13 protein-coding genes are annotated in these 13,546 nt (G+C 60.9%); 11 read left to right on the forward strand and 2 right to left on the reverse strand.

From position 1 onward, the window contains the following. The first annotated feature begins 212 nt into the window (after nucleotides 1–212). The 4 genes from VIM98_RS20460 to VIM98_RS20475 all read left to right on the forward strand — a co-directional run bounded on the left by VIM98_RS20460 (nucleotide 213) and on the right by VIM98_RS20475 (nucleotide 3,334). Complete coding sequence (locus VIM98_RS20460) at nucleotides 213–959, forward strand: dienelactone hydrolase family protein (protein ID WP_331994949.1); 747 nt, start codon at nucleotides 213–215, stop codon at nucleotides 957–959. 119 nt (nucleotides 960–1,078) lie between these two features. Continuing rightward, nucleotides 1,079–1,318 carry a hypothetical protein gene (locus VIM98_RS20465; RefSeq protein WP_331994950.1) on the forward strand — a complete coding sequence of 80 codons (240 nt, stop codon included), beginning with the start codon at nucleotides 1,079–1,081 and terminating at the stop codon, nucleotides 1,316–1,318. Nucleotides 1,319–1,555: 237 nt separating this feature from the next. Beyond that, nucleotides 1,556–2,959, forward strand: coding sequence for an RAD55 family ATPase (locus VIM98_RS20470; protein WP_331994951.1), 1,404 nt, complete (start codon nucleotides 1,556–1,558; stop codon nucleotides 2,957–2,959). 6 nt (nucleotides 2,960–2,965) lie between these two features. Then, on the forward strand, nucleotides 2,966–3,334 hold the full coding sequence (locus tag VIM98_RS20475; RefSeq protein WP_331994952.1) for a response regulator: 369 nt from the start codon (nucleotides 2,966–2,968) through the stop codon (nucleotides 3,332–3,334). Nucleotides 3,335–3,352: 18 nt separating this feature from the next. Here VIM98_RS20475 and VIM98_RS20480 read toward each other — a convergent pair whose 3' ends face one another. Further along, nucleotides 3,353–4,063 (reverse strand): DUF899 family protein, encoded by a 711-nt coding sequence (locus tag VIM98_RS20480; RefSeq protein ID WP_331994953.1) that lies wholly within the window; start codon nucleotides 4,061–4,063, stop codon nucleotides 3,353–3,355. 547 nt (nucleotides 4,064–4,610) lie between these two features. Between VIM98_RS20480 and VIM98_RS20485 the strand changes: the two genes are divergently transcribed. Further along, nucleotides 4,611–5,111 carry a hypothetical protein gene (locus tag VIM98_RS20485; RefSeq protein ID WP_331994954.1) on the forward strand — a complete coding sequence of 167 codons (501 nt, stop codon included), beginning with the start codon at nucleotides 4,611–4,613 and terminating at the stop codon, nucleotides 5,109–5,111. 9 nt (nucleotides 5,112–5,120) lie between these two features. Here VIM98_RS20485 and VIM98_RS20490 read toward each other — a convergent pair whose 3' ends face one another. Continuing rightward, nucleotides 5,121–6,224, reverse strand: coding sequence for a hypothetical protein (locus VIM98_RS20490; RefSeq protein WP_331994955.1), 1,104 nt, complete (start codon nucleotides 6,222–6,224; stop codon nucleotides 5,121–5,123). 160 nt (nucleotides 6,225–6,384) lie between these two features. Here VIM98_RS20490 and VIM98_RS20495 point away from each other — a divergent pair, with 160 nt between their 5' ends. From VIM98_RS20495 to VIM98_RS20520, 6 genes are all read left to right on the forward strand, one after another. Next, on the forward strand, nucleotides 6,385–6,861 hold the full coding sequence (locus VIM98_RS20495; protein ID WP_331994956.1) for a DUF421 domain-containing protein: 477 nt from the start codon (nucleotides 6,385–6,387) through the stop codon (nucleotides 6,859–6,861). A gap of 180 nt (nucleotides 6,862–7,041) precedes the next feature. Further along, nucleotides 7,042–7,344, forward strand: a complete 303-nt coding sequence (locus VIM98_RS20500) for a helix-turn-helix transcriptional regulator (protein WP_331994957.1) — start codon at nucleotides 7,042–7,044, stop codon at nucleotides 7,342–7,344. Then, on the forward strand, nucleotides 7,341–8,597 hold the full coding sequence (locus VIM98_RS20505; protein WP_331994958.1) for a type II toxin-antitoxin system HipA family toxin: 1,257 nt from the start codon (nucleotides 7,341–7,343) through the stop codon (nucleotides 8,595–8,597). Before VIM98_RS20500 ends, VIM98_RS20505 begins: the two co-directional genes overlap by 4 nt. A 251-nt stretch (nucleotides 8,598–8,848) precedes the next feature. Further along, complete coding sequence (locus tag VIM98_RS20510) at nucleotides 8,849–10,285, forward strand: MFS transporter (protein ID WP_331994959.1); 1,437 nt, start codon at nucleotides 8,849–8,851, stop codon at nucleotides 10,283–10,285. Nucleotides 10,286–10,826: 541 nt separating this feature from the next. Next, on the forward strand, nucleotides 10,827–11,900 hold the full coding sequence (locus VIM98_RS20515; protein ID WP_331994960.1) for a hypothetical protein: 1,074 nt from the start codon (nucleotides 10,827–10,829) through the stop codon (nucleotides 11,898–11,900). A 464-nt stretch (nucleotides 11,901–12,364) separates the two neighbouring features. Beyond that, entirely contained in the window at nucleotides 12,365–13,294 is a 930-nt protein-coding gene (locus tag VIM98_RS20520) for a hypothetical protein (RefSeq protein ID WP_331994961.1), read from the forward strand. Nucleotides 13,295–13,546: the final 252 nt, after the last annotated feature.

The raw sequence follows: 13,546 nt of genomic DNA on the forward strand, positions 1-13,546 counted from the left end.
GCCTTGGCGGGATCGAGTTTGTGTCGAAAAGAACCTTCGTCGTCCTGGCGAACGCCGGGACCCAGTGACTTTCACCTCCCGAAAGTCACTATCCGCAAATGGGCGAAGTCCTCACGGCAATCCCGCAACTTCTTGCTCTTGTATGAGGCTATCCTCATATATCTATAATGCGTATCTCCCCCTTCAAGTCCCTCTACGCTCGGAGATACCGCATGTCCCGCACCGACGTCGTCATCAAGACCCGCGACGGCCATTGCCCCGCTTCGCTGTTCACCCCGTCTGCCGGCAACGGTCCGTGGCCGGGCGTGATTTTCTACATGGATGGCCTGGGCATTCGTCCCGCACTCTGGGAGATGGCGCAGAAACTGGCCGATACCGGCTATGTGGTGCTGCTGCCCGATCTGTTCTACCGCGAAGGCGGTTACGAACAAATGGTGCCGACCGAGGTGTTCGCCGATCAAAAGAAGATCGATAACTTGATGCGCCTGATCGGCACGCTCTCCCACGACCGCAAGGTGTCCGACAGCGCGGCCTTCATCGAATTCCTCGCCGGCCGCCCGGAAGTGAAGGGCAAGCGCTTCGGTAGCACCGGCTATTGCATGGGCGGAAGCGTCGCGCTGACCGCCGCTGGCGAATACAAGGATGCCTTCGCTGCCGTGGCTTCGTTCCATGCCGGCGGCGTGGTTACCGATCAGTCCGATAGTCCGCATCGTTTCTTCAAGGGCGTCGCCGCGCGCGTTTACGTCGCCGGCGCAGTCGAAGATGCACATTTCACCGATGCGCAGAAGGCCGAGCTCGAGAAGGCGCTGGCCGAGGCCGGCATCGAGCACACCGTAGAAACCTATGCCGGCGCGCGGCATGGCTTCGCCGTGCCCGATCATCCGGCCTACAACACCGAGGCCGATGCACGTCACTGGAAGACGCTGGCGGATATGTTCGGCGCCAAGCTCAACGCATAAGCATCTGCGGGAGCGGTTATTCGTGCCGCTCCCGCCATGCCTGGCGTTTACGACATCTATACGCTTGACCGCGCATTCCATGCGCGCTTTTTTATGCCTGCCGGCTTCATCATGGCGGCATGACGATACTCCACAAACCATCGTTCAGCGCGCGCGGCATCGGTCTGGCCGCTGCGGTACTACTGTTTGTGCTCGCCGCGCTCGAACTGCTGAGCGGCAACCAGGCCGATGCGAACATCTGGCGCGGAGTCGCGCTGGGGGCGTTGTATCTATGCCTCTGTCTGGCGCACAAGCATGCCGGGTCGTCGTCGCTGTGGATCGCCGCGCCGCATAGAACTTATCGAAGGCCCAGCGACTGACTCCAAGCGGATGCGCGGAAGGCTTGCAGCCGGAGGCCCCTCGGCCGGGTAAGCGGGCAGCGACTGCGTGCCGGTGGGCACCGGCTGCAAACCTTCCGCGCATCGTTTCACCTTTCCGCCATCTTCAGCCTGCTAGAAGTCAGTCAGCAGCATGGCGTCGCGCCCGCCTTTCGGTTGTGGCGCATCCATCCAGCCACTTATCATCCTGGGCTTCCCAAGCCGGCTGGAGAATACGTTGTGACCGAAAAACTCTCCACCGGCATCGAAGGATTGGACCGACTGACCGATGGCGGTTTCCGACGCGGTTCGGCCTACATCGTGCAAGGCCCGCCAGGCGCCGGCAAAACGATCCTGGCCAATCAGTTCTGCTATGCGCATGTGCGCAACGGCGGTCGCGCGTTATATATGTCCCTGCTGGCCGAATCGAGCGATCGGATGCTTGCCTACGTTCGGCAGATGGCGTTCTTCGACGAAGACGTCGTGCCGGGACGCCTGCAGTATGTGAGCGGCTATGGCGTGCTCGAGCGCGAGGGTTTGCTGGGGCTGAGCAAACTCATTCAGCACGAACTCAAGCGCCACCAGGCCACTGCGATGGTGCTTGACGGCACGTTCGTGGCGCAGTCTGTAGCTTCGGAGCACGAATTCCGTGCCTTCATCCATGGCCTGCAGGGTGTGGCCACGGCGGCCGGCGCCGTGCTGGTCATGCTTACCCATCAGGCGCGCCTGGCGACCAGTCCCGAGCACACGATGGTCGATGGCTGGATCGAGATGAGCAACGAGACAGTCGGTTATCGCGCCGTCCAGCACATTCAAGTGCGCAAGCAGCGCGGTGCGGCCATTATCGGCGGCAAGCACAGCTTTCGTATCAGCGAAAAGGGCATTACGGTCTTCCCGCGTGCAGAGAGTTGCGTACCGGCGACCCCGTCCGCAGCGCATTCTGCTGGCAGCCTGGGCAGCGGTCTGCCGGATCTGGACGCTTTGATTGGAGGCGGGCTGCCAAGCGAGTCTGCCACCTTGGTACTGGGACCGACCGGCTCCGGCAAGACCACGCTGGGCCTGCATTTTCTCTCGGAGGCGACACCGCAAGCGCCTGCGCTGATGTTCGGCTTCTACGAAACACCCGCTCGTCTCCGGGTCAGGGCGCGCGGCCTGGGTTTCGATCTCGATGGCATGATCGACAGCGGTGCGTTGGAGCTGATCTGGTGGCCGCCGGCGGAAATCCTTCCCGATGAAGTGGTGCACGAGATCGTTCACCGCGCCCGTGTCATCGGCGCACGGCGCGTCTTCGTCGATGGGTTGGCGGCGCTTCGCGATGGCCTGAACGATCGCGAGCGCCTGCCATACATCGTCAATGCGCTTAGCCATCAGTTGCGCGACATGGGCGCTACCGTGCTCTACGCGCTGGAGATCCGCGAACTGGGCTTCGAGGCAAGCATGCCCAGCGATGAGTTGTCGGCCATGATCGATAACGTCTTGCTGCTGAACCTGTCACGCCACGATCAGGCGGCGCGGCGCTATCTTTCGATCGTCAAGATGCGTAGCGGTGATTTCGACCCGTATACGCGTCAGTTTCATATCGGCAACCGTGGCTTTGTCCTGACGGTGGATGAGCGGCTGCAAGCTTTCGGCCGCGCGGAATAAACGCCAATGCTGCGTATCTTGCTAGTCGAGGACGATCCGGACGTCGCCATGGTTGTGGCAACGCTGCTGGAGGCGGCAGGCCATCATGTCACCGTGGCCGGCGATGGGCGGCAAGGTTATGAGATCGCCATGCAAGAGCAGCCTGAGTTGGTCGTCACCGACTTGATGATGCCCGTGATGAGCGGTCTGGAGATGGCCATGGCTCTGCGCGCCAGTGGATTCGCGCGGCCCATCGTCATGTGCAGCGCTGTGGCGGAAAACCGCGTGGGAACGGGGCCCGATGGCTACGATATCTTCCTGCTCAAACCGTATCGCTCCGACGAACTGCTCGAAGCGATTCAGCGCCTGCACGAGGCCGGTGGGATGCCGGGCTAAAGGCGCCCGGCCAACCGCTCACGATGGGTAATCCAGCTTCGGATACCAATGCGGATCGCGCCCTTCGGGCGTGGCATCCAGGATGGTCCAGAGGGGCATGAGATCGGGTGCGCCACGGGGATCCTGCCCAGGATCCATGGTGTTGCCGTCCATCTCTCCCGCCCAGAACAGCCGGATGTGGCCGTCGCGGCGCGTAAAGACAATGAACGCGGGAATATCGCTGCCGTCCTCGGCCATGCCGTAGTAATCGCGGCTGTAGTTGCCGTTGAGATCGGAGTACAGCGGCAGGTCGCGCCAGCCGCGCTCGCGCTTGAAGGCCAGCAACCGGTCCAGCGGCGAACGCGCGACGACAGCAAAGGCTACGCGCTGCATGATGTCGCGTGCCTCGCCGTTCCATGCGCCAAGCAGCGATGTGCACATCGGACAGGGGCGCTCTCGCTGCGGGCCGAACATAAAGCTATAAACCACCAGCGTCTGCTTGTCGCCGAACAGTCCGGCCAAATCCACCGAGCCCTGTTCGCCTTCAAAACGGTAATCGCCGATGACTTCGCCACCGGCCGGCAGTGCGCGGCGCATTTCCGCAACGCGTTCGATATGCCGCCTGAGCTCGATTTCCTCGGCCAGCAAAGCGGTGCGCGCGCGGCGATAGCTATCGCTCTCGTTGGGGAATCTCATGCTGCCGCGGCTGGCAAGCTCGGCCGCGGGAACCAAGTCGGAATGGGAAGCCATAAGCGATCTCCATGAATGGAAGGGGTCGACATTCGTTGGGCGCCGCTGTGTCTGGCGCTCAACTCTACGACGAACCGGAGATCGCCGGATCGACAGCTCAAACCAGCATCGACCCCAAGGCCAGCAAGCAGGTCAGCGAGCAGAGGGTGAACAGGCTACGCAGCAGCAGGCTCTCGAATTTCATGTTGGTTCTCCGTGAGTTTTGAGGGGTTTGCTGTATAGATCGCAAAGGTCGTGCCAACTACGAAGAGGGCGGGAAACACGCATTCCCAAGCCATTTCTGTCACGCTGGCACTGAATGGTCCGGCGTCCGCGGACAATGTCGGCCGGGCAGGCGGACAGTCGACAGCCTGTCCAGATCGCCGGCCGGATAGGCGCGTCGGCCCTTCGTAAGTGGCGGACCTGAGTGTTAGTTCGAACTCGGGAGGCTGACTTTCATTTTTCGCTCATTGCGGCACGGAAAACCATCCAACTGTCGTATTGACCACATTAAGGCCGTGCGCGAGCATGCCTTGAGCGGACAGTGACGTTCGCCAGGGGGACAGCTATGCGGATCTATTTGCTGGGCGCCGGACTTATCGTCCTGGCGATGTGGGGCTATATGTACTCGCGGCGCCTGAGCGATGGCGCCATCGCCGATTTCTACGTCCTGGATGCCAAATCGACGGTCGATCTGGATGCCGAAGCATCTTGCGCGTTGGTTGCCGACGATTTCCACGGAACCTCGATAAGCACCATTCGCGGCGAAGCGGTCAAACAGAGTTTGGACAAGGCGAAGTTCTGCGAAGACATGCACCGGGCCGTTGCGATATTGCGGCAGGCGGCGCAAGCGGCACATACGGCGCCGAACGTGAGTTACAGCAACCAGCAGAACCGCGTCATCTTCGCGCCCGATCATCGCGCGGCGACGATCGATGTGACTTATCAGCTCGATATCGGTCGCATGCACGTCAGCGGGCAGCGCACGGATAAGCTGATCAAGCGCGATGGCAAGGTGCTTCTGCTCGAGCAAGACGATCGCAGCGATGTTTCACTGGTGATGCGCTGACGAGGGGCATTATTGGAGCGGGCGGCCGGCGCGTTGCAGCGCGCTCCGGCAATCGGCGTAGTAGGTAGGAAAGCTTGCGCGGACGCGCGCCGGTCCCATGGTGAAGCCATAACGCACCGCGCCAGCGCGGTCCTTGATCCAGGCGCCGGTGGAATAAGTGGTCAGCAGGCTGCCCAACTGCTGCAACGAAAGTTCACGGCTGAATACCACGGCGTCGTTGATCGTATGCGCCAGCCCGGTCAGTTGCGGCATGACTTCTTGCTGGTTGATCTCAAAGTAGGCGCGGTTCGCGCGTCCGATCAGCTGAGTGGCCCGTTCGCTGCCAACCAGGTAATACGCGGTCAGCGTAATGCCGTCGGCAGCGCAGCTTACGGTGAGCTTGTTGCTGCCTCCGCGGACGATCTGGGTGAAGGTCAGCATGGGTGCGGCCGACGGCGTGTAGTTCGCATGCAGAGGTAGCCGCCCGTTGTTGGACCAGCCCCAGGCCAGCAGGCGATCCGTGTCGATCCAGGCAAAGTCATCGGCTGGGGGCGTCGGCAATCCTTCCAGCCCGGTCGTCTCGATATCCATGGCCTTGAGATAGGTCGCCGCGGACGAATGGGAATCCGCCTTCATCGCCGCGATTTCCGGTCCGCGCAGCCCGAAGCGGTCGGAACCTGCGGGAGACCATCGATAAAGCCCGCCCAGATAGGCGTAGGCGCAGGCACCCGTACAAAGCGCCGCCCGGGGAGCGGCGCCCGGTCGGTGCGCTGCGCCCAAGTGCGTCACCATTTCTCCCGTGCGCAGCAACCGGCCGAGTGCCTGTCCTGCATCGATATCGGTCCCGCCGGCATCCAGATAGACATCCGAACCGCGTGGAATCTTTCCCGCTTTTACGAGTGCCGCAAATTGCTGCGGCGCATCGGCATCGATGGTGCCAGCCAGATAGACCTGTGTTGCCTTCGCCACGGCCAGCGTCAGGCGGTCGCTTTTGATGGCGATCGATAATCGATGCGCCGGCTCCTGTGGTTTGGCTCGTGCGTGTGCGGGCCAAGGCAGAATGCAAGCGGCCAGCAACACCAGATGTCGTAGCGCACGGGGTGTCATGCGTCGGTGCGCGGCGGCGAGAGGCACAATCGTTTCCATCGTTGTAAAAAAGGGCAGTGTCACCGGTCGAGCATGTCCGTCTAATGAACATGGCCGCAAGGTGACGCGGTCGCGACGGAAGGCGTGTTAACTCGCAAGTCCGCTTTTATCTATCGGCCAGGGAGGCGCCGACTACGGGAGGATTCTTATGGAAAGCGCATTGGATATGTCCATGCCTTGGTGGCACTTCGTTTGGCGCGGTGTCGCGGCCTACGTGGCCGTGCTGGTGCTGCTGCGACTGGCAGGGCGGCGTTCCTTCGGTGACATGTCGCCATTCGACATCATCGTGCTGATCATTGTGGGTGGCGTCCTGCGTACGGCCATCCTGGGCAGCGATGCATCGTTTGTCGGTCCGATGATCGCGGTGGCCAGCATTATCCTGACCAACCGCCTGATCGGCTGGCTCTCTGCGCATTGGCCGGCCTTCAATCGCTTCGTCGAAGGCTATCCGGCGGTACTCGCCCGCGATGGCAAGCGAGATCGAAGGGCCTTGCGCAAATACGGTGTCTCCGACTCGGAGTTCAATCGCGAGTTACATGCCCATGGGCTGGAGGACGAGCGAGAGGTGGCGATTGCGCGGCTGGAGCCCAATGGCAAGATCACCTTGATACGCCGTGGGGCGTGAAGCTTTGCCTGAGCAGCGCCGGCTTGCCACAGACGGGGCGGCTGTCTGAATGGTGAACGGGTTACCGTTATTAATTGTAAATAAAACCACCCTTATTTAGGATAAGGCAAAGCTTATTTATGGTTATCATCCGTCATGGCTAGGCGAGTACCCCCGACGCATCCACAAGCACGGCGCCAGATGGCTGCGCTCGGTGAGCGTCTGCGGGCGGCGCGGTTGCGGCGCGACATGAGCCAGGACATCCTGGCCGAGCGCGTGGGGGTCTCCGCGCCGACGATCGCCAAGCTGGAAAATGGCGATCCCAGCACGAGCCTGGCCATCATGCTGCGCGTCCTGACCGTACTGGGCCTTGGTGCCGATATCGATGCGATCGCGGTGAACGATGCCTTGGGTCACGAACTGCAGGACAACAAGCGGGTGCGCGCGCCACGCCGGAAATCCCCATCGCGCCAACCATCCGGCAAGCCCGGTGACGAGCCATGAACACGCTCGATGTCTGGCTTGACGATGCGACTCTGGGAGGGAGCGCCGTCGTTGGCCGGTTGGATCGCGCCGTCAACAAGGGGCGAGCGACGCTGAGTTTCGAGTATGCCGATGCCTGGCTCGATCGGGCGGGGCCCATCGAGACCTTCCAACTGGATCCCGACCTGCCTTTGGGCCGCGGCAGACATCACGCCCATGCGGGAACACAGACGCTCGCCGGTATCTTCCAGGATTGCTCCCCCGATCGCTGGGGGCGCAAGCTCATGGATCGACGCGAAATCATGGATGCGGCCGCCGAAGGACGCGTACCTCGTGCGCTCACCGACTGGGATTATCTGACCGGCGTGGCCGATGAGGGTCGCATGGGTGCGCTGCGCCTGCTCGATCCGGCATCCGTGCGCTATGTGAGCCATGCCGCGCTGGATGCGCCACCGGTCACGTCGATGCGCGAGCTCGAGGCTATCGTCGACATGATCGAGCGCGACGAAGAGGCCGACACGCCCGAGCGCATTGCCTGGGTCAAACAGCTTATCGCGCCAGGCGCTTCACTGGGCGGCGCTCGACCCAAAGCGAATATGCGCGAATCCGATGGCAGTCTTTGGATCGCCAAATTCCCGTCGAACCATGACGATTACGATGTTGGCTTATGGGAATTTCTCGCCTATAAGCTGGCGATCGCAGCGGGCATTCATATGCCCGTGGCGACGCGGAAGAAGTTCTCCGATCGCGGCCACACCTTTGCTGTATCCCGCTTCGATCGCCTGGGTCAGAGTCGCCGTACCTATGCGTCGGCCATGACCCTGCTGGCGACCGACAGCGAAACCCCGCACAGCTATCTGGACATCGTGCTCCTGATCGAAGAGGTCGGGGCGCCGACCTATATCGCCGCCGAGCTGGAGCAGTTGTTTCGGCGCGTGCTGTTCAACATCCTGATCGGCAATCGCGACGACCACTTGCGCAACCACGGCTTTCTTCGCGACGCCGGTGGCTGGCGGCTGTCGCCAGCCTTCGACATCAACCCCAACCCAGCCAAGCAAGAGCATGTCCTGGCCATCGATGAGGGCAATCCCTCGCCGGACTCGGCGTTGCTGATCAAGACGGCTGACTACTATCGGCTTAAGAAAAGCGCTGTTGCCGCCATCGTCGACGAAGTCCGGCAGGCTGTCGGCGGCTGGCAGGATCTGGCCAGGCAATGCGGGGCCAAGCCTATGGACATCGCGCGAATGCGCGCTGTAATCGATGCCGGGCGCTGATTCGCCGTCTCGGACAAACAAGATCCCAAGAAACCTTTCCTGCTCGCCGTCCCGGCGGATGCCAGGATCCAGCGTCTTGCGCCGTAGCATGCTCCTTCCGAGCCTCGCCAGGCGACGATGGAAACTGAGGTTCTTAGAGTTCCCCTCCGCGATAATCGGCCCGGCTTGCTTTATCCTACGCACCACAAGCCGTCCCCCCAGCTCCCCGTGAACGCCCCCAACCGCACCCGCCGCTTCCTTTGGATCGCTGCATGAACGTGCCTAGCGACGAGGCCGGTCGCGACCGGCAAGCCCTGTCCGGCACCGATTACCGCGTTATCTCCCTGATTGTGGCCTGCTCCATCTTCATGGAGCAGTTGGATGCGACGGTGCTGGCCACTGCGTTGCCGACCATGGCGCACGACTTCGGTGTCGCCGCACCCGCCATGAGCGTGGCGATCACCTCATATCTGCTGATGCTGGCGATTTTCATCCCGGCCAGCGGTGCGATGGCCGATCGTTTCGGCGCGCGACGCGTGTTCAGCGCAGCAATCGCCGTTTTTGTCGCCGGCTCGATCCTCTGTGCCTGGACGAGCAGCCTGCCGCTGATGGTCGGCGCGCGCCTGCTGCAGGGTGCGGGCGGCGCGATGATGGCGCCGATCGGACGCTTGATCCTGCTGCGCACCGTCGATCGCCGGAACCTGGTATCGGCGATGTCCTGGACCCTGGTGCCGGCGTTCCTCGGTCCGCTGATCGGTCCTCCGCTGGGTGGCTTCATCGTCACCTACCTGGACTGGCGCTGGATCTTCTACATCAACGTACCGATCGGCATGCTCGGTTTCGTGCTGGTGAGCAAGCTAATCCCGGATATCCCCAGCGAAGGCGCGCCAGCGCGTTTCGACTTCCTGGGCTTCGCGCTCTGCGGCGTCGGGCTGGGCTGCCTGCTCTTCGGCTTCGAGATGGTCGGCCAGAGCGCGGTGCCGCCGCAGGCGCCGCTGTTGCTGCTCATCGGCCTGGGCGCCAGCGCCAGCTACCTGTGGCATGCCAGGCGCCACGAGCAACCGTTGCTCGACCTGTCCCTGCTCAAGATCGAAACCTTTCGTCTGTCGGTGATCGGCGGTTCGTTGATGCGCATTACCCAAGGCGCCCAGCCGTTCCTGTTGCCGCTGATGTTCCAGATCGGCTTCGGCTGGTCGGCGGTGCGTAGCGGCCAGCTGATCCTGGCCACCACCCTGGGGGCGATCGTCACGCGCAGCTTCACGCCACGATTGCTGCGCAGGGTCGGCTTCCGCAACGGGATGATCTACAACGGTGTGCTATCCAGCCTCGGCTACGCCGTCTGCGCCTTCTTCCGACGCGACTGGCCGGTGTGGCTGATGTTCGCGTTGCTGTTCTGCTGCGGTGCCTTCATGTCGTTCCAGTTCGCCGCCTATAACACCATTGCCTACGAAGCCGTACCCAGCTCGCGCGTCAGCGCCGCCAACAGTTTCTACACCACCCTGCAGCAGCTGATGCTATCGGTCGGTGTCTGCGCCGGCGCGTTGATTCTCAAATCGGCTATGGCTGCTGGCGGGCATGCGCAACCCCTGCTCAGGGATTTCTCCGTCGCCTTCCTGATCGTGACCCTGATCTCGCTCAGCTCGACGCGTTGGCATCTGGCCTTTGCCCGGGACGCCGGGCATGAGCTGAGTGGGCATCGGGCGCGGTAGAGTTCGGGCCATGCATGTCTGGCGTATCGGGGTGACGGTTAAGCGTTATTGGACATATTCCTATAAACAACCGGTCGGATTTTATATACGCTTATTAAATCGAATAAGGCGGTATGCCTAATTGACGATTTTGAAGGGCGGCAAGGATTACGCATAAGGCATGTATTCAAAACGTATACGGAGGAGGGTTTCCATTCCGTATATGACATCGAGGCATAAAGGCGGTTGCGCGTCACAAAAATAGGGTTTTTGGGCGAGCACAATCGGCGAGTGCCGACGCACGAGGATACTTCGAGCATTCGATTCCCGGAGGGGTTTCATTTCGAATGCGGATTCGCGCTCATCGCGCCGCTGGGAATTATCCAGCCAGACGAAATCGCAATTAATTGCGAACCGAGTTAATCGGCTCGGCCGCCTGCGGCCCGAATTAGCCAAGTTAATGCTCTGGCTGCGGGTCTCGGGCGAGTGTTGCCTCTTTTTGTGGGGAAGTAACGGCCTTGGGATTGTCCTTCGGCCAAAAACTTACTGATTGGGAGGAAGTATGCAAGCTAAGATGAACCGTAAAGCGTTCCGCCTGCTGCAGATTGCCGTGCTGGCCAGCATGACCGGCGCGGCGTGGCTGCCGTCTGCGTTCGCCGCGCAAGGCGACGAATCGCTGGTCGATCAGACGGAGCTGCAAGTGCGTGCGGATTGGCGCGAGACCATGTCGCATCTTTCCGCTCCGTCGGAAGGCTGCTTCCAGGCCGAATATCCCAGCACCATGTGGAAGCAGGTCGCCTGCAACCCGGCGCCGGCCCGCGTCCATCCGATTCCGCGCATCCGCTCGCTGAGCCTGCATGCCGCCAGCGCCGGCGGTTCGGAGACCGTGGGCAACGGCCATGATTACGCACTCTCCTCGTCCAGCCTGATCAGCAGCACGACGGGCACCTTCCCGACGGTGACAGGTGTGACATCCGAGAAGGGCGTCGGCGTGTCCGCTTTCGGCGGCGGCGGTATCCTTGGCCCTAACGAGTACTCGCTGCAGATCAACTCCAACTTCGATGGCACTACAGCGTCTTGCAATGGCCATTCCGGTTGCACAGTCTGGCAGCAGTTCATCTACGCCCCCGACTATGCCGTCAATGGGCAGGGCGCGGTCTTCATGCAGTACTGGTTGATCGGCTACGGCGGCAGCAGCTGTCCGAGCGGTTTTGGTAGCGACGGCGCCGGCGACTGCTATCGCAACAGCAATATCGCCACTGCGCCCGATGTGCCGGCTACCCAGCTGGCCAACCTGAAGCTGTCCGGCACCGTTGTCTCTGGCGGCAACGACACTGTGACCTTTACCAATGGCACGCATGCCTACAGCGTCAGTGCCAGCGACACGATTCTGCGGCTGGCGAGCGTATGGGACCAGTCGGAGTTCAACGTCGTCGGCAATGCCGGCGGCTCCAAGGCCCAGTTCAACTCCGGCTCTTCGATCACCGTAAAAGTTGCCGTCAACAATGGCAGCACCTCAGCGCCGACCTGCGCCTCCAATGCAGGTACCACCGGTGAAACCAACAACCTCAACCTGGGTAGCTGCAGCACGGCAGGCGGCTCCACACCGTCGATCCAGTTCACCGAATCGAACTAACCGTCAGGTCTGCTGCAAAGTTAAAAGGCCGAGGGGCAACCCTCGGCCTTTTTGTATATCGGCTGCTTGAGCTGACCGTTTTGTTGCGCGTGAAAAGCTGGAGTCGGGCGCACCGACCTTGCTTAGGTGCTTCAACGTCCATTCTGACGTATGCGTCGCAGACGACATCGCTAGTGGCTTTCATCTAATTATGCAAAAAAATCGGTCTAACGATGAATTTATGTGCTGATCGAATAAATGAAATGTCCTGGGTGTTCGCCGTAAGATATGCAATGTATCTTCGCTTATGCGTACAAGTCTCCATGTGATCGGATCACGAAATCGCAGCGAAAAAGCCTGCATTGCTTATCGTTTTTCGCCGCGCCATGGGGAAACGCAATGTGGAGCATCGATGGAACAAGCGTGGCCGCGTCGGGAGGCGGTCGTTTTTCAGGATGCACAACGCCATTCAAGGAGCAGGACACATGGCAAATGTATGGATCCATCGCAAGGAGGCCGTGGCGGCCGAAGTCATGGGGAGCGATGGCATAGGCGGCGTGAGAGTGACAAAGGCACGCGATGGCTATTTCGTTGCTGCGGCCGGTGCCAATTACCAGGCTTGCGTCGATTACATCGTGCAACGGCCGGGGGAGCAGTTCACGCTGGAAGTCAAAGCCCTGCCTGGCGTGGATGCGGTAAAGCAGATCGTCGACTGTGTTGGAGTCGATCAGGTCAAGCGTATTCATGTGTGGCCGCATGAGCTGGCGAATGTGCAACGTCTTTCCAAGTTGACCTGGCTCCATCAGATCAGCTTTACAGGAGCAGTCGCTTTCAATTTCACGGGCATGCGACGGCTCGAGCGAATTGGCGGTGTATGGTCTCGGGCATGGCAGGGCCTCGAAAGCGTCGCTACGCTGCGGAGCCTGCGTTTGTCTGCTTATTACGCAAAGGACCTCGCGGAATTGCCTCTACGCTATATCCGCGATCTGACGCTGATCCAGCCGACGATATCGACATTGCAAGGTATAGAGACCGCGAAGGATCTCGAGTCGCTGAGGCTGGCACACGCGTCTAGGCTCAAGGACATCGGCAGCATCGAATCGCTACGGCGCCTGCGTGAGGTCGAGTTCAAGAACGCCCGTGGTGTCATCGATCTGAGTCCGCTGGGCTGCGTCGAATCTTTGCAATCCTTGACCATTGAAGGGTGCAAGATGCTTCTTTCCTTGGCTTTTATCGGCCGGCTTCCGAATCTGGAATACTTGACCGTGCTCGATACGCTGCTCGCCGACAAAAGCCTTAGTGCCTGCACGCGGCACGCGACACTTCGACACTTTGAGGCGAATGGACTGAGAGGTGCGCGTCCGACGATTCAGGAAGTAAAGAGCTGGCTTGACGATCGTTGGGGAAGGAACTGATTCCCGCGCATGTGACGATATGTTTAGCTGTGCGGTTATGCGCGCGCCGCCAATAGCTTGCAAGCACGTTTTGACAGTCGATTATGTGAATGCTCGCCATGGAGGCAATCGCGTCACAGCGAGTGACGCGATTCGGTGTCGATAATTCATTCAATGATGTTGTTCCATGAAGAAGCTGGTTTTGTTCGCGATCGCTGCTATGTCGGCTGGCTGCTCCACGATGAGCCGAAAATCGCGCCCGCCTTTTCAGCT

It is taken from the genome of Dyella sp. (assembly GCF_036568765.1).
In the GTDB taxonomy this organism is placed as follows: domain Bacteria; phylum Pseudomonadota; class Gammaproteobacteria; order Xanthomonadales; family Rhodanobacteraceae; genus GSA-30.

Coding starts and splice junctions, on each gene's coding strand:
- VIM98_RS20510 (WP_331994959.1), top strand. CDS start 8,849: ATGAACGTGCCTAGCGACGAGGCCGGTCGCGACCGGCAAGCCCTGTCC.
- VIM98_RS20480 (WP_331994953.1), bottom strand. CDS start 4,063: ATGGCTTCCCATTCCGACTTGGTTCCCGCGGCCGAGCTTGCCAGCCGC.
- VIM98_RS20515 (WP_331994960.1), top strand. CDS start 10,827: ATGCAAGCTAAGATGAACCGTAAAGCGTTCCGCCTGCTGCAGATTGCC.
- VIM98_RS20520 (WP_331994961.1), top strand. CDS start 12,365: ATGGCAAATGTATGGATCCATCGCAAGGAGGCCGTGGCGGCCGAAGTC.
- VIM98_RS20475 (WP_331994952.1), top strand. CDS start 2,966: ATGCTGCGTATCTTGCTAGTCGAGGACGATCCGGACGTCGCCATGGTT.
- VIM98_RS20460 (WP_331994949.1), top strand. CDS start 213: ATGTCCCGCACCGACGTCGTCATCAAGACCCGCGACGGCCATTGCCCC.
- VIM98_RS20495 (WP_331994956.1), top strand. CDS start 6,385: ATGGAAAGCGCATTGGATATGTCCATGCCTTGGTGGCACTTCGTTTGG.
- VIM98_RS20465 (WP_331994950.1), top strand. CDS start 1,079: ATGACGATACTCCACAAACCATCGTTCAGCGCGCGCGGCATCGGTCTG.
- VIM98_RS20485 (WP_331994954.1), top strand. CDS start 4,611: ATGCGGATCTATTTGCTGGGCGCCGGACTTATCGTCCTGGCGATGTGG.
- VIM98_RS20500 (WP_331994957.1), top strand. CDS start 7,042: ATGGCTGCGCTCGGTGAGCGTCTGCGGGCGGCGCGGTTGCGGCGCGAC.
- VIM98_RS20505 (WP_331994958.1), top strand. CDS start 7,341: ATGAACACGCTCGATGTCTGGCTTGACGATGCGACTCTGGGAGGGAGC.